The organism is Actinomyces sp. zg296 (assembly GCF_009829695.1).
In the GTDB taxonomy this organism is placed as follows: domain Bacteria; phylum Actinomycetota; class Actinomycetes; order Actinomycetales; family Actinomycetaceae; genus Actinomyces; species Actinomyces marmotae.
This window is the reverse complement of record NZ_VWPG01000005.1, coordinates 72,426-87,786: the sequence shown is the minus strand read 5'-3', so window position 1 is coordinate 87,786 and position 15,361 is coordinate 72,426. Positions and strand designations below refer to the sequence as shown.

Genomic DNA, 15,361 nt, shown 5'->3' with positions numbered 1-15,361 from the left:
GGGCCTAGTGTGCCCGTCGGCGGCCGTGGCGGCCGTCCCCGGCGGCTCGCGTGTTCCCGCGCCGCGAGCGGGCGGCCCGCGAGCAGTCGGCGGATGGGTCGAGGGCGTCGACCAGCCCGGCCAGGGCCCGGCCCAGCGCCGATCCGGGGCACAGGTCGACAACGGCGCGGGCCTCCAGGACGCAGCGGTCGGCCGCCTGGGGGTCCTCGGGCAGCAGGATCGGATCGGCGACGCCGCCGAACCTGCTCAGGGACTCCCGCACCGCCCGCGCCGGCGAGGGCCCCGCCGCGGAGGCCCGCACCCGGTTGACGACGACGCGTGGCGCGCGCCCGGCCCCCAGGGCCTCTTCGCAGTCGGCGAGCAGCTGGAGGAGGCGGCGCACTCCGATCGGATCCCCCGCGCCCACGAGCAGGACCTCGTCGGCCTGGCGCAGCAGCTCGGCGGCCATGGCCCCGCGACCGGGCTCAAGGGAGTACTCGTCGACGGCGTCGTCGATCGGGCCGCCCGCCAGGTCCACCACCGTCCAGGCGGCCGCGTGGCGCGCCCGGCCCCAGACGGCCTCCATCGCCACCGGCGGCAGCTCCCGCCAGCGCCCCGACCTGCCGAGCCCGGACAGGAGCCCGACCCCCGCGCCGATCGGCGCGACGAGCCGGGCGAGCCCCGCGTCGTCCAGGCGCCCATGGGCGGCCAGGCGCGCGGCCGTGGCCAGTGAGGAGGAGTCCTCGGGAAGGCCGAGGAGCTCGACGAGGCTCGGGGCCTCCACATCGGCGTCGACGAGCAGCGCGCCGCCGGAGCGGGCCAGGCCGTGGGCGAGGCTGGCGGCGATCGTGCTGCGGCCGGGGGCACCGTGGGGCCCCCACACCGCCACGATCCTCCCCCGCCGACCGGCGGCGGGCGCCCCCGGGGGAGGCGGCGCCTCCTCCCCCGCCTGTTCGGGTCGCGTCATCGGCTCTCCCGGGACGAGCGCGCCGCCAACGGCCGCCCGGGTGGTCGCGGCGGCCTGGGTCGCCGCGCCGCCCCAGCCCCCGGCGGGAGGCGGGGGCACCGCCTGGCGGGCGAGCGCCTGGAGGGCGCCGCGCACCTCGGCGGGCCCGGCCGCGGCGCTCAGGACGATCCAGCCGGGCATGGACCACCGGGCCTCCTCGCCATCGGGCACGAGGAGCACGCCGACGGCGCCGCAGCGGGTGATGCGGTCGATGATGGCGCGATCGACGTCGTCGAAGGCCGTATCGAGGACGACGAGCGAGGCGAGACCGGCCATGGCGGCGCCCACGAGGTCGGTCAGGTCCGCGCACCGGCGCACCACCCGCAGCCCTGACCCTTGGGCGTCGATGGCCCGCAGCGTCTCCGCGTCCGAGCCAGCCAGGCCCAGGAGGACGCCGCTCGCTGGCGCCGCCACGTCAGGAGCCCTGCCCGGTGGGCACGAGCACGAGCGGCCGCCCTGATCCGACGGCGGTGAGGACGTCGGCCACGGAGCCCTCGGGCACGAGCACCTCCACCGCGGTGGTCCCGGTGGACACGAGGCTGGCGCGCTCCTGGTGGACGGCACGGATGACGAGGCCCTGGGCCACGACCCGCGCTCGGCCGGCGCCCTCCTGGGAGGAGGCCGGAGCGGCGTCGGCCAAGGGCTGGGCCGTCACCGCGCCCGCCGCGGAGGCCGCCGATCCGGCTGATCGCGGAGAGTCGCCATCCGGGAGCTGCCACAGGTCGACGCCGTCACCGGCGCCAGTGCCCTTGGGCAGCCCGAGGGACGCCTCGATGACGAGGGAGCGCTGGGTAGCGGTCGAGGCGGGGGCGACGGCGGCCGTGGGCAGCAATTCGCCCTTGCCCAGGGAACGGGTCGCGATCGCGCCGCCGGGCAGGCTCCCCGCCGGGACGTAGGCGCCCGAGCCGGGGCGGGAGTCGACGAGGGTGAGCACGCCGTCGGCGGTGAGGTCCGCGCCGGGGGCGACGTCGCGCGTGAGGACGTAGACCTCCTGGGTGCCCGCGGCGGAGTCGACCGCCCAGGCGCCCAGGGCGACGGCGCCGCCGATGAGGGCGAGTCCGCCCGCCAGGCGCGGGTCCCGCCAGCCCGGGCGCCGCCACCTGGCCGGGGCTGAGCGCGGGGAGGACGGAGAGGGGCTGGCGGGAAGCGGGGCCTGGGAGCGCCGGGCGGCTGGCACGAGATCCTCCTTGATGATTCGCAGCCGATCCTGATGATCGTTGATGACTTTTCGTTATCCACAGGGATGCCCGAGGGGTAGCGCGCCCAGGGTGCGCGGTGAGACCATCGTGCCATGCCCAGACGCTTCTTGACCATCGCTGATGTGGCCGACCAGCTCCAACTCTCGGCGCAGGGCGTGCGCGCGCTCATCCAGTCCGGCGATCTGCCCGCCATCCAGGTCGGCGCCCGGCACCTGTGGCGGATCGAGGAGGCGGCGCTGGATGAGTACATCGACCGCCAGCTCGACGCGACCCGGGAGATGATCGCCTCCGGCCGGGTGACGAGCGGGTCCTGAGCGCCCCTACCCGCTCCGGACCAGGTCGATCGCGTCGAAGGAGACGCTGATCCTGGTCCGCCGCTCCGCGACGGCCCCCAGGATGTCGACATGGTCGGCGCCGACGCGCGCGATCCGCCCCACGACGTCGCCCTGGGGCATGAGCAGGCGCGTCCGCGAGCCCCTGCGCCCCAGCTCGCGCAGCACGGTGGCCAGGGTCGCGCGCGAGGGGCGCCGCGGTTCCGGGGCCGCCGCCGCGAGCCCGACCACCACCGCGATCGAGGGGAGCGGAACGACGGCCTGAAGGCCGTCGGGCTCGTCGATGAGCGCGATTCCATCCCCCATCTGGGTCAGAATGCCGTCGACATCGTTGCCGCCACGGGTGCGCAGCCGGACCTGCTGGCCGACGCGGCCTCGGAGCCGATCGACGAGGCGGATGAGCGCGGCCTCGGCGGCGGCGCTCTCGACGCCCTGGGCGGCGACCTGTGCCCGCCGCTCGGCGTCGAAGCGGTTCTCCAGGTCATCCAGCATCCGGCTCCAGCCCGCGCCTCCATCCATGGGCGTAGCCCACCACGGCTCATACGGTGGGACAAGCCCGGCGGGGCGGCAGGTCGAATCGACGAGACCCCACACCAGGCCTCTTGACGCATCTCACACAATCATGCATTCTTAAACATCATCAAACATGATCGTGAGGGGATGAGAGCATGACCGTCGCACGCCGCCTCCTTCTCATGGCCGCCGTGAGCGCCGCTGCCACCGTGACTCTCGCCCTGGCCAGTGCGGACGCCGTGGGTGTCCTGGTGCGCGCCGATCCCTCCCGGTGGGGTCGCGCCGAGCTCAGCGCGGCCCTGGTGGCGGCCCTGGGCGGCCTCGGATCGCTCGGAGCCGCCTGGCACCTGCTCTCCGCGGCGGTGGCGATCGCCGCGACCCGGACGCCCCGGGGCGGCCCCGCCCGCTCCGCCGTGGAGCGCTGGGGCGCGCCCCTGGTCCGCAGGATCGCCATCGGCGCGCTGCTGGCCGGTGCGGCGGCCGCGCCGGCGGTGGCAGCGGAACCGCCCGGCCCGGAGGCGCCGTATCTGGGATGGCGGCCCACGAGCAGCCAGACCGGGCCCACGGCGGCCCCGGCGTCCTCGGGCTCGCCCGTGACGGGCCCGTCAGCGTCATCGTCCACGCCCCGCCTGGGAGAGGGCCCGGCGCCCACGTCGGCACCGTCCACCCCGGCGCCGCCCAGCGGGGGCGCCGCCACCGGCGTCGAGGAGCCGGCGGGCAGCGGTGACGGCGAGCGGGGGACCGGCAGTCCGGGGTCCCGGGAGGGATCCGCCAATTCCACGCCGGACGCGGGCAGTGCTCCTTCGGCCGGGACCGGTCAGGAGGCCGCGCTCGTCGTCGAGCCCGGGCAGAGCCTGTGGTCGATCAGCGCCGCAAGACTCGGGCCCCAGGCCTCTGCGGCGGACATCGCCCGGGCCTGGCCCCTCCTCTACCGGGCCAATGAGGGGGCCATCGGCTCCGAGCCCGGCCTCATCCACCCCGGCCAGAGGCTCACCGTCCCCGAGGGCCTCACTCCCCCGGCGCAGGACTGATCGCGCCGACCGCTCCCCCACTGCCCCCGGCTCTCCCGCGAAGCCCTGGCACGCGCGTCCATCCATCACCGACGATGAAACGGAGCCCGTCATGAGCGCCCTCCTCGAAGCCCCCGCCCCGTCCCTCGAATTGCGCCAGACCCAGGCCCTGGCCTCCACGCTCGCACCCGCGAGGGCGGCGCGCCGCATCGTGAGCGGCGCGCAGAGGGCGCCCCTCCCTTCACCGGCCCGCTCGGCCAGCAGCGCCCCATCGCCCTCCCGGTCGGCGGGCGAGGATGACGCGAGCGCCGAGGCCTCCCGCGCGGCCCGCGTCCTGATCACCGCGGCCGTCGAAGTGCTCCTCGGCCTGCGCGCGCCGAACCAACTCGACCGCTGGACGGAGCCGGACCTCATGGACGCCCTCATGCGCCGCGCGGGGCTCGCCCAGCGCCGTTCGGGCGAGGCCCGCAGGCGCGGGCCCGTCGTCCGCTCCGTTCACACTCAGCCCACCGCCAACGGGGACTGCGAGGCCACGGTGCTCCTCGAATGCGGGGACCGGGTCCGGGCGGCGGCCGCCCGCCTCATCCCGCGCCGGGAGAAGTGGGTGCTGGCGAGCCTGGAGGTCATCTGAGGCCCGCGCCCCCATAGGAGTCGGGGGCGCGGGCCTCAGATCCGCTCTCGCGCTGCTGCGGGGCTGGCCGCCGGGGCGGTGGCGCGCGTCAGTGGCGCTTGCGCTTTTTCTTGGCGGCGCGGCGCTCGGCGCGGTTGGCGCCCTGGGGGGCATCGTCGTCGTCGCTCGCGGAGGGGGCCGCCCCGGCCGCGGGGCTACCGCCGCCCAGGGCGGAGGTGGCCTCGCCGTCCTCAGCGGGTCCGGAGTAGGACATCCGCTGGCTCATGGCCTCCTGCCCCATGTCCCCCATGACGGTGCCGCGCTGGCGGGCCGCGGCGGCGGTGGCGTCAGCGGCGGCCACCATACGGGCGGCGTCGGCCGTGCCGTCGGCCTCGGCGCGCTCGGCGGCGGCCTTGAAGCGGGTGGCGTTGGCGAAGACCTGCTCGACCGTCTCCTCGCGGATGCCTTCCATCATCGCCTTGAACATGTGGGCGCCCTCGTTGGCGTACTCGACGAGCGGGTCCCTCTGGGCCATGGCTCGCAGGCCGATGCCCTCCTTGAGGTAGTCCATCTCGTAGAGGTGCTCGCGCCAGCGCTTGTCGACGACGGCGAGCAGGACCCTGCGCTCCAGGGTGCGCATGGGTTCGTCGCCGAGCTGGGCGCGGGCCAGGACGTTGCCCTCCATCTGGGACTCGGCGTCCTCGTAGGCGACGGCGGCGTCCTCGGTGAGCTCGGTGGCCAGGCGCTCAGGGGTGAGGCGGTCGATGCCGCCCACGGCGTCCTCGACCTCCTCGGCGGTCAGGCCCACCGGGTAGAGGTGGCCCAGGTCGTTCCACAGGGCGTCCAGGTCCCACTCGTCGGGGCGCCCCTCGGCGGTGTGAGCGCCCACGATGGTCTCCACCGCCTGGGAGCGGAAGTTGGCCATCTGCGGCTCGAGGTCCTCGCCGTCGAGCACGCGGCGGCGCTCGTCGTAGACCTTCTCGCGCTGCTCGGTCATGACGTCGTCGTACTTGAGGACGTTCTTGCGGATCTCGTAGTTGCGGGACTCCACCTGGCGCTGCGCCGAGGCGATGGCGCGCGAGACCATCTTGGACTCCAGGGGGACGTCGTCGGGGTAGGCGCCCGAGGCCATGATGCGCTGGGCCGCGCCGGAGGCGAACATGCGCATGAGGTCGTCCTCCATGGACAGGTAGAAGCGGGACTCGCCGGGGTCCCCCTGGCGGCCCGATCGGCCCCGCAGCTGGTTGTCGATGCGGCGGGACTCGTGGCGCTCGGTGCCCAGGACGTAGAGGCCGCCGAGCTCGACGACCTCGTCGTGCTCCGCCGAGCAGGCCTCCTTGGCGGCCGCCAGGGCGGCGGGCCAGGCCTTCTCGTACTCCTCGGAGTCCTCCTCCGGATCGAGGCCCGTCTCCTTGAGGGCGGCCACGGCGATGTGCTCGGCGTTGCCGCCCAGCATGATGTCGGTGCCGCGGCCGGCCATGTTGGTGGCCACGGTGACGGCGCCCTTGCGCCCGGCGAGCGCCACGACGGCGGCCTCTCGGGCGTGCTGCTTGGCGTTGAGCACCTCGTGGGCGATGCCGCGCTCGGTGAGCATGGTGGAGAGCTGCTCGGACTTCTCCACGCTCGTGGTGCCCACCAGGACGGGCTGGCCGACCTCGTGGCGCTCCTCGATGTCGTCGACGACGGCCATGAGCTTGGCTTTGACGTTGGTGTAGACGAGATCCGGCTGGTCGATGCGGATCATCGGCTTGTTCGTGGGGATCGGGACGACGCCGATCTTGTAGGTGCCGGCGAACTCGGCGGCCTCGGTCTCCGCGGTGCCGGTCATGCCGCAGCGCGAGCCCTCGGGGTAGAGGCGGAAGTAGTTCTGCAGGGTGATGGTGGCCAGGGTCTGGTTCTCGGCCTTGATCTCCACGCGCTCCTTGGCCTCGATGGCCTGGTGCATTCCCTCGTTGTAGCGGCGCCCGGGCAGGACACGACCGGTGTGCTCGTCGACGATGAGGACCTCGCCGTCGCGCACGATGTAGTCCTTGTCCCGGTGGAAGAGTTCCTTGGCGCGGATGGAGTTGTTGAGGAAGCCGATGAGGGGGGTGTTCTCGGACTCGTAGAGGTTGTCGATGCCCAAGTAGTCCTCGACGCGCTCGATGCCGCGGGCCAGGACGCCCACGGTGCGCTTCTTCTCGTCGACCTCGTAGTCCTTGCCCGGGCTCAGGCGCTCGGCGATGGTGGCGAACTCCTTGTACCACTTGTTGACATCCCCGGTGGCGGGTCCGGAGATGATGAGCGGGGTGCGGGCCTCGTCGATGAGGATGGAGTCGACCTCATCGACGATGACGAAGGCGTGCCCGCGCTGGACGAGGTCCTCGGGGCGCTGGGCCATATTGTCCCGCAGGTAGTCGAATCCGAACTCGTTGTTGGTGCCGTAGGTGATGTCGCAGGCGTACTGCTTGCGACGCTCGGCGGGGGTCTGGCCGGTCAGGATGCATCCGGTGGTCAACCCGAGGAAGCGGTGGATGCGGCCCATGAGGTCGGACTGGTACTCGGCGAGGTAGTCGTTGACGGTGACGACGTGCACGCCCTCGCCGGTCAGCGCGCGCAGGTAGGAGGGCAGGGTGGCGACGAGGGTCTTGCCCTCACCGGTCTTCATCTCGGCGATGTTGCCCAGGTGCAGCGCCGCGCCGCCCATGAGCTGGACGTGGTAGGGGCGCATGCCCAGTACTCGCTCAGCGGCCTCGGCGACCGTGGCGAAGGCCTCGGGCAGGAGCTCGTCGAGGGTCTCGCCCTCGTCGTAGCGCTTCTTGAGCTCGTCAGTGGCTTCGCGGAGCTCCTCGTCGGTGAACTCGCTGTAGGCGTCGGCGAGCGCCTCCACCTGGGTCGCGAGGGCGTCGAGCCTCTTGAGGGTTCGTCCCTCGCCGATGCGAAGGATCCGGTCGACGATCGACACGCTGCTTACTCCCTTGGACGTGGATGGGCCGCCCAGCCCCCGAGGCGCTGGATGAGTCCAGATGGACCGGGGGCGCGGGCCTTGCACATGCTAGTGGACCCCCGCCCCGCTCCCCAAGGCGATCGGAGCCTCCTCCCCAAACCGAGACCCGACGCGGCCGGCCCAGCGGACCGCGGGGAACCACAGGGCGCGCGGCGCCGCCCTCGCGGCGCGCCTCGTGGAAGAGCCTTATCCGCGGCGCGCCCGCGCGCCGAGACTGGCGCCATGACATCACTGCCACGACCGGCGCCAGCGGGATCGCCGCCGCGCCCAGGGCCGCCGGCGTGGCTCGCCGCCCTCCCGGCGGCCCTGGGCCTCGCGCTGCCCAAGTCTTGCGCGGGCTGCGGCCGCTGGGAGACGGCGCTGTGCCCCGGCTGCGCCGCGCTCCTGGACGCTCCCCTAACCGAGGTCACGGGCGCGCCGGCGGCGGAGGAGCTGCGCGTCCACGCCGTCCTGGCCTACGCCGGCCCCGGCCGCGCCCTCATCCTGAATTGGAAGAACGGGGCCCGGGAGGACCTCGCGCCGGTGATGGCCGCCGTCGGGGCCCGCGCGGGCGAGCAGTGGGCGGCGCTCGCCCAGTGGCCCGGTGGCGGGCCCGGCGCCGGGGCTCCCGCGCGGCTCATCGTGGTCCCCGCCCCCTCCGGGATCGCGCGCCGGGCGCGCGGCAGGCTCGTGGCGGCGGCCCTGGCGGACGCCGTCGCGCAGGGGATCGCGCGGGCGCCGGCGCCCCCTCCTGGCGGGGCGGGCAGCCCCGGCCCGCTCATCGTCAGCGCGGACATCCTGCGGCGGGAGAACGGCCGCGCCTTCCGCGGCGCGCACCAGGCCGGCCTGTCGGCCGCGCAGCGCCGCCGCAACCGCCAAGCCCCTCCCCGGGTCCTCGCGGATGCCCGCGGCTGGGACGCGCTCATCGTCGACGACGTCGTGACCACGGGCTCGACGCTGCGCTCCTGCGCGGCGGCACTAAGAGGCGCCGGGGCCCGGCCCCTCGGGGCCCTCGTCCTGGCGGCGACACCTCCCCCGGCCCGCGCCGCCGCGCGGCTCCCCGGCCCGGTGGGGCCGCCGGGCGGCGCCGGGCGAAGGGGGCGCGCAGCCGCGAAGAGGCTCTGATCCGCGCCTTCCGCCCGGGGCGATCGCGGCCGTGGGCTGCCTCAGGGGAGCACCCGAATGGTGTAAATTGTGTGTCACAAGACACAAGGAGCGCAGGGGGTCCGGCGGAGGATCGGTTCCGCCGGCGGGGACGCCGCGCTCCCCGCGACGCGCAGGAGGTGAGAGCACCGCTCCAGAGCCCGCCGCGAGGCGCGGCGGGTGCCCATCGCATCGGGCCCCGGTTCCCGGGCCGCCCAGGTTCCAGAAAGGTTCCACCATGGACATCACCGTCGTCGGCCGCAACGCTGAGATCAGCCCCCGCCTGCGCGAATACATCGAGGAGAAGGCCACCAAGGTCGAGCAGTTCGATCCCCGCGTCCAGCGCGTCGAGGTCGAGGTCACCCACGAGCGCAACCCGCGCCAGGCGGACACCGCCGAGCGCGTGGAGATCACAGTCATCTCCAAGGGCCCGGTCATCCGCGCCGAGGCCAGCTCCTCCGACCGATTCGCCGCCTTCGACATCGCCATGGGGAAACTGACCGAGAGGCTGCGCCGCGCCCGCGACCGCAAGAAGGACCACCACCGCGGAGACGCGGTCCCGGCCCCCAAGGACCTCCCCGTGGCAGAGGAGGCGCCCGCGGTCGCCGATGAGGCCGAGAAGGCCGACGAGGCCCCGAAGGTGCCCACGGAGAAGGGCGTCGCCGTCGAGTCCCAGTTGGGGGACTCCCCCGTCATCGTGCGCCAGAAACTCCACGATGCCACGCCGATGACCGTCGAGGAGGCCCTGGACCACATGGAGCTCGTCGGTCACCCGTTCTACGTGTTCATTGAGAAGTCCACCAGGCAGCCCTGCGCGGTTTACCACCGCCACGGCTGGACCTACGGCGTCATCCGCCTCGACGCCCAGGTGCTCTAAGAGCGCTGGGCCCGGCCGCTCGGCGGGCCCAGCGGGCCTCGGGCCCGCCCTCCCCCCGGGAGGGCGGGCCCGAGCCGTTCCCGGTCAGCGGCGCCGTCACACGATGGGGTAGCCGGCGTCTGTGACGGTGGTCGAGATGACGCGCCATGTCCCCGAGGCCCTGCTCCACAGTTGGCCGTCGGAGTCCGACAGCAGCATGGTCTGATTGAGGCGGTTGGCGGCGATCCCGTTGGCGGTGGGCGGGCCCGGGGACCGCGAGGCCTCCAGGCATCCCAGTGAGGCGATCACGAGGCTCGCAGTGCCCTGGCCGTCCTGGGACGGCTCGATGGTGATGAGCTCGGTGCCCGAGTACCAGGCAAGCTCACGGGCGCCCTGCCCCGTCAGGCCGGCCACGGGGTAAGGATCACCCAGGCGCGTGGGGCGCCCCTCCCCGTCGCGGATGATCGCCGCGGCATCCACCCGCTCGCCGGACTGGTTGGACGGATCGGCGGCATCGCGATGGCGCACGGCGATCCGGTCCGACTCCGCCGAGATATCCATGCTGATCACGCAACGGCCACTGAGCCAGGCGGCGGCCACCTCCGCCCGCACGCCCCGCGCGTCAACGACGATGAGCCCGCCCTGGCTGGCCGTCCATATCCAGTGGTGCCTGTCCTGGCGGGGAGGGAGGAGGCCGACGGCGTCCTCGGGCGAGTCGCCGACGGACAGGATCGAGGCGGCCTGGGTCCCGCCGGGCCCGACCCGCAGGATGCTGGGACCCGACACGACGCACACGCCCCCATCGACTCCCAGTGAGGGGTGGCGAGCGCCCATGGTGCCCAGCGTCGAGGGTTGCATGAGCACGGCGCGGGTCGTGCTCGTGCCGCGCACCACCGCGCCACCGCTCATCCCCACGACCGCGCCCGGCTCCGCGGCGGCGTCAAGAGGGGTGACCTGCGCGGCGAGCCGCTGATCACCGGCCATGACGATGACAGTGTCGATCCCGCTGACCTCCTTCATGGTGGCGGTGATCTGGGCGACGGCGAGCGCCTGGGCCTCGGAGCCCCAGGAGGAGGCGTCCGCGCGCAGGCGCACGGTGGCCACTCGGTCCACGACCTTGACTTCCTGGAGTCTCGTCCCGTTGGGGATCGCGGTGGTCGCCACGTCCTTCAACCAGGCGGCGGGCCCCGACAGGAGGGCCTCGAGGGCGGCCTCCTCCAAGCGCTTGCGCGACAACCAGCGGGGGTCGGGGATGGGGCGGTCGTGCGCGGCGTTGAGGAACCTGATGCTCTGCTGGGTGAAGGCGGTGCGCAGCACGGAGCCCTGCACGACGGCGCCCGGCGGCAGCGAGGCGATCCGCCACTGCCCCCGTGCCGTGGTGACGAGGGTGAGCGACTCGGAGTAGTCGAGGCCCTGAGCGCTCAGCACGCCGGTGGAGTCGAGGCTGCCCTCCAGCTTCCCGGAGATGGTGACCCCGCCGTCGTCCGCGCGGCGCACAGTCAGTGGCTCGGAGCCGGAGGCGAGCAGAAGGGGGGACATGGGCTGCCAGGAGTCGGCCGCGCTGTCGACGAGGAACTCGCGCGCGGTGGCGAAGCCGTCGGAGAGCCCGGCGGTGCAGGCCCGCAGGAATCCCTCGACGATTGCCACGGGGGCCGCGCCGTCGACGGGGCCGGGAGCCGTCTGGATGAGGACACCACCGCCCTCGTTGACGGCGTCGGACTGGAAGACGTCCCCCTCCGTGGGGAAGCTGGAGCATGCCGCGAGGGAGCCGGCTCCCCCGGCGGCGAGCATCGCGATGGCCGCGCGCCGGCTCGGGAGGCGCGCGAGCAGGGACGAGCCGCCAGTGCCGCGCGGCGCGCTCACGACGTCCTCCCGCCGGAGACCTCCGGGGTTCGGGCCGTGGGCACCTGGCCGGGGGCGATGACGGTGACGTGCCCCGGGGTGACGGCGGCTTCGGCGACGGCCAGGGGCTCCTCCCCATCCCCGTGGGGGCGCGCCGAGCGGCGCGAGACGGGCCCGGGCCCGAGGACGGTCCCGGTGACCGCCTCGGGGGCGCGGCGGGGCTTGACGCGCGCGACGGCGGGGGCGTCGTCGGGGATGCAGGGCAGGGGGCCGGGCGCGGAGTAATGGCCGGGGGTCCCACCCTCGCCGAGCTCGCGCGGGAGGGTGAGGAGGAAGGAGGCGCCGTCGGCGGGCCACCCCCAGGCCTGGAGAGAGCCCCCGTGGAGATGGGCGTCCTCGGCGGAGATCGACAGGCCGAGCCCCGTGCCCCCCAGGGTGCGCTTGCGGGAGGGGTCAGCGCGGTAGAAGCGGTCGAAGACGCGCCCGACCACGTCGGGGCTCATGCCCACGCCGTGGTCGCGCACGCGCACGGCGACGGCGTCGTCGTTGACCGCCATGGTGATGTCGATCGGCTTGGACTCGGCGTGCTCGATCGCGTTGAGGATGAGGTTGCGCAGGATCCGCTGGACGCGCACGGAGTCAACCTCCGCCGTGGCGGGCTCATCGGGGACCTGGAGGCGGATCTCGCAGCCCGAGGACTGGATGTGCACCTCATTGTCCTCCAGGACGCCCGAGAGCAGGTCGCGCAGGTCCACCTCGTCCGAGCGCAGCGTGACCCGCCCGGAGTCGATCCTGGAGATCTCAAGCAGGTCGGTAAGCATCGTCTGGAAGCGGTCGACCTGGCCGTGCAGCAGCACCGCGGCGCGGCGCACAAGGGGGTCCTCGATCTCCTCGCGGAGCTCGAAGATGTGCTCGGCCGCCATCTTGATCGTGGTCAGCGGGGTGCGCAGCTCGTGGGAGACGTCGGAGACGAACAACTGTTGGGACACGGACATGGCGTTGAGCCGGTCGATCTGCGATTGGATGGACTCCGCCATCATGTTGAAGGACGTGGCCAGGGCGGCGAGTTCGTCCTCCCCGTTGACGGCCAGGGGCTCATCGAGGCGCCCCTCCGCCAGGCGCTTGGCGGCCAGGGAGGTCCGCCGCACGGGGATGAGTACGCGCCAGGTGAACACCGCCACCGCCACGATGATGATGACGAGGAAGCCGACCCCCGTGAGGACCACGGAGCGCTTGACCGTGTCCGCCACCTGCTGCTGGGACTCCAGCGAGTAGACGATGTAGAGCTCGTAGTCCCCGGCCAGCGGCATGGAGACGCGCGATCCGACCACCATCCCGGGCACGGTCCCGGAGCGTTCCCCGGGAACGCTCACGGACTGCCAGTACTGCCGGCCGGTCCGGCCATTGCGGACCTCGCGCTCCATGCGATCCGTGATGAGAGCGGTCAGACGGTCATCGGTGGCCAGGGTGTTGATAGCCACCGACGACGACTCCCCGCTGCCCTGGACGACGGCTCCGATCACCCCGGCGCCCGACGCGTAGTCGCTGATCCCCGACAACTCGGCTTGGATCGCCGCGGAGACCTCCTCGGAGGTGGAGGCCGTCGTCGTCGCCAGGGCCGACTGGGCGGCGACGATGCGCTGCTTCGCGTTGGTCAGGATCGCGTCGCGCCGGTCGTTGAAGACATTCTGGTGGATGGTGATGTTGACGATGCTCAGCAGGATGGCGGTGGCCAGGGCCCCGATGAGGACCGCGCCCAGGGTCATCCTGGCGACGAGGCTATGCCGGAAGAGAAGCGTCGGGCGCCATCGGGCGCGCCGGAAGCGCACGGGTCAGCGGACGTCGCCGGCGCGGTACCCAACGCCGCGGACCGTCAGGACGATGGTCGGGTGCTCGGGATCCTGCTCAATCTTGGCGCGCAGGCGCTGGACGTGCACATTGACCAGCCGGGTGTCCGCGGTGTGCCGGTAGCCCCAGACCTTCTCCAGGAGCTCCTCGCGGGTGAAGACCTTCCAGGGGGTGCGGGCGAGGGCCAGGAGCAGGTCGAACTCAAGGGGGGTCAGGGCGATGCGCTGATCGCCGCGGCGGACCTCATGCCCGGCAACGTCGATATCGAGGTCGCCAGCGCGCACGTGCTCGGCCACGGGGTCGACGCCCCGGCGCAGGCGGGTGCGGATGCGGGCGAGGAGCTCCTTGGAGCGGAAGGGCTTGGTGACGTAGTCATCGGCGCCGGCCTCCAGCCCGGCCACGACGTCCATCGTGTCGGTGCGGGCGGTCAGCATGATGATGGGGACGTCGGACTCGGCGCGGATGAGGCGGCAGACCTCGACGCCGTCGAGGCCGGGGAGCATGAGGTCGAGAAGCACCAGGTCCGGCGTGTTCTCACGGAAGGCCTCGAGCGCCCGCGAGCCGTCCGTGCAGAACGACGGCGTGCACTCCTCAGCCTCGAGCATGATCCCGATCATCTCGGCCAGGGCGGTGTCGTCATCCACGACGAGGATACTGGTGCTCATGGGGCGTATCTTGGCACGACCATCCCACCTGGGAACACGCTGACACCCCGACTGATTCCTCCTTGTGATATGCGCGGGCCTCCCAGGCCCCCTGAGGGCCCGGGCTCCTCTGGGCGGCCCATGGCCGGGGACCCCTGATTCCTCCTCTGGATGGAGGAGAGCGCCTCGCCGCGCGTGACAGCATGGGGGCATGAGCAATGACAGCAGTGACTGGCTGCCCCCCTCTCAGCCCGATGCCGAGGACCCCGGGGGCGCCGGCGGCGGGCAGCCGGCCCCGGACTCGCCGGGCGCAAGCGGCACTCCCGCGCGGCCCGCCTATGGCGCCTACGGGACCCCGCCCGCAGGCCAGGCGCCCTCGGCCCTGGATATGGCCGGTGGTCCCCACCGGGGCGCGCGGGGCTTCTTCGTGGCCCCCAAGCCGGGCATCATCCCCCTGCGGCCGCTGGGCATCGGGGACATCATCTCCGGCGCCTTCGAGTCGATGCGCGCCAATCCCAGGGCGATGCTCATCCCCGCCCTGCTGACCATGACGGTCGTCGGCGCGATCAACGCCGTCGCCAGTTACTCCCTGGGAAGCCCCCTCTCCTCCCTCATCCCGACCCCGGGGGAGGCACCCACCCCCGAGGAGCCTGAGGCGCAACTGCCCGCCCTCCTGCTCGGCCTGGCCGCCGAGCTGGGCTCGCTCATCCTGACCTTCCTGGCGACGACCGTGCTGTCCGGGCTGCTCATCATGACCGTCTCCCGCTCCGTGCTGGGCAGGGTCGTGAGCGCGGGCGAGGTGTGGAGCCGGGTCAAGGGGCGGATGTGGGCCCTCATCGGGCAGTCGGTGCTCATCAGCCTCATCTCCTTGGCCACCATCGCGATCCTCGGGGGGCTGGCGCTCCTGGCGGTCTACGGCGGCATCAGGGACGCGGCCTCGTCCCTCTCGCCGGTCCTGGCCCTGCTCATCATCCTGACCGCCGTCGCGGTCGCGATCCTGGCCATCGCGCTGTCCTGGGTGTTCCTGGTCCGCCTGACCTGCGCCCCCAGCGCGCTCATCCTGGAGGACATCGGGATCATCGAGTCGCTCAAGCGCTCCTGGAGCCTGAGCCGGGGCTCCTTCTGGCGGGTGTTCGGCGCCCTGCTGCTGGCGGCGCTCATCTCCGGCACCGCCTCGGCCCTGGTGACGCTCCCAATCTCCCTGCTGACCTCCACCAACGCGCTGGTGGGCAACGGCGCGCTCCCCCTCATGGCGGCCCTGCAGGCCTTCTTGACCGATCTCGTCCAGGCGATCGTCCTCCCGTTCAGCGCCGCGGTATCCGCCTTGATTTACATCGATCTGCGTATGCGGGGCGAGGGCCTCGACGTCGAGCTGCGCCGCGCGGCCCAGGCCTGAATCCGTGGCGGAGCGGTG

13 protein-coding genes are annotated in these 15,361 nt (G+C 73.3%); 6 read left to right on the top strand and 7 right to left on the bottom strand.

The window, feature by feature from the left end:
* Window positions 1–4: 4 nt before the first annotated feature.
* Entirely contained in the window at window positions 5–1,399 is a 1,395-nt protein-coding gene (locus GVV76_RS05870; protein WP_159625689.1) for an AAA family ATPase, read from the bottom strand.
* A gap of 1 nt (window position 1,400) precedes the next feature.
* Window positions 1,401–2,162, bottom strand: a complete 762-nt coding sequence (locus GVV76_RS05865) for a hypothetical protein (protein ID WP_159625687.1) — start codon at window positions 2,160–2,162, stop codon at window positions 1,401–1,403.
* 114 nt (window positions 2,163–2,276) lie between these two features.
* On the opposite strand from GVV76_RS05865, the gene GVV76_RS05860 reads away from it, so the two are divergent.
* Window positions 2,277–2,498: a helix-turn-helix domain-containing protein gene (locus GVV76_RS05860; RefSeq protein WP_080461988.1), complete on the top strand. Its 222-nt coding sequence runs from the start codon at window positions 2,277–2,279 to the stop codon at window positions 2,496–2,498.
* 6 nt (window positions 2,499–2,504) lie between these two features.
* Here the strand turns inward: GVV76_RS05860 and GVV76_RS05855 are convergent, their stop codons facing one another.
* Window positions 2,505–3,035 carry a Fis family transcriptional regulator gene (locus tag GVV76_RS05855; RefSeq protein ID WP_159625685.1) on the bottom strand — a complete coding sequence of 177 codons (531 nt, stop codon included), beginning with the start codon at window positions 3,033–3,035 and terminating at the stop codon, window positions 2,505–2,507.
* Between the two features lie 149 nt (window positions 3,036–3,184).
* On the opposite strand from GVV76_RS05855, the gene GVV76_RS05850 reads away from it, so the two are divergent.
* Together GVV76_RS05850 and GVV76_RS10405 are read left to right on the top strand one after the other, a co-directional pair.
* On the top strand, window positions 3,185–4,060 hold the full coding sequence (locus tag GVV76_RS05850) for a LysM peptidoglycan-binding domain-containing protein (RefSeq protein WP_159625683.1): 876 nt from the start codon (window positions 3,185–3,187) through the stop codon (window positions 4,058–4,060).
* 91 nt (window positions 4,061–4,151) lie between these two features.
* Window positions 4,152–4,670 (top strand): Rv3235 family protein, encoded by a 519-nt coding sequence (locus GVV76_RS10405; RefSeq protein WP_236263241.1) that lies wholly within the window; start codon window positions 4,152–4,154, stop codon window positions 4,668–4,670.
* A gap of 88 nt (window positions 4,671–4,758) precedes the next feature.
* On the opposite strand, the gene secA is transcribed toward GVV76_RS10405, so the two are convergent.
* Entirely contained in the window at window positions 4,759–7,593 is a 2,835-nt protein-coding gene (gene secA / locus GVV76_RS05840) for a preprotein translocase subunit SecA (protein ID WP_159625681.1), read from the bottom strand.
* A gap of 264 nt (window positions 7,594–7,857) precedes the next feature.
* Here secA and GVV76_RS05835 point away from each other — a divergent pair, with 264 nt between their 5' ends.
* Window positions 7,858–8,739, top strand: a complete 882-nt coding sequence (locus tag GVV76_RS05835) for a ComF family protein (protein ID WP_159625679.1) — start codon at window positions 7,858–7,860, stop codon at window positions 8,737–8,739.
* A gap of 256 nt (window positions 8,740–8,995) precedes the next feature.
* Window positions 8,996–9,634, top strand: a complete 639-nt coding sequence (gene hpf / locus GVV76_RS05830; RefSeq protein WP_159625677.1) for a ribosome hibernation-promoting factor, HPF/YfiA family — start codon at window positions 8,996–8,998, stop codon at window positions 9,632–9,634.
* Between the two features lie 96 nt (window positions 9,635–9,730).
* Here hpf and GVV76_RS05825 read toward each other — a convergent pair whose 3' ends face one another.
* Genes GVV76_RS05825 through mtrA form a run of 3 tightly spaced genes read right to left on the bottom strand, consistent with a single transcriptional unit; the run spans window position 9,731 to window position 13,968 of the window.
* Window positions 9,731–11,476, bottom strand: a complete 1,746-nt coding sequence (locus tag GVV76_RS05825; protein WP_159625675.1) for a GerMN domain-containing protein — start codon at window positions 11,474–11,476, stop codon at window positions 9,731–9,733.
* On the bottom strand, window positions 11,473–13,284 hold the full coding sequence (gene mtrB / locus GVV76_RS05820; RefSeq protein WP_268891780.1) for an MtrAB system histidine kinase MtrB: 1,812 nt from the start codon (window positions 13,282–13,284) through the stop codon (window positions 11,473–11,475). The genes GVV76_RS05825 and mtrB overlap by 4 nt, the downstream gene beginning before the upstream one ends.
* Window positions 13,285–13,287: 3 nt before the next feature.
* Window positions 13,288–13,968, bottom strand: a complete 681-nt coding sequence (mtrA, locus tag GVV76_RS05815; RefSeq protein ID WP_159524058.1) for an MtrAB system response regulator MtrA — start codon at window positions 13,966–13,968, stop codon at window positions 13,288–13,290.
* Between the two features lie 190 nt (window positions 13,969–14,158).
* Here mtrA and GVV76_RS05810 point away from each other — a divergent pair, with 190 nt between their 5' ends.
* Window positions 14,159–15,343 (top strand): DUF7544 domain-containing protein, encoded by a 1,185-nt coding sequence (locus GVV76_RS05810; RefSeq protein WP_159625673.1) that lies wholly within the window; start codon window positions 14,159–14,161, stop codon window positions 15,341–15,343.
* Window positions 15,344–15,361: the final 18 nt, after the last annotated feature.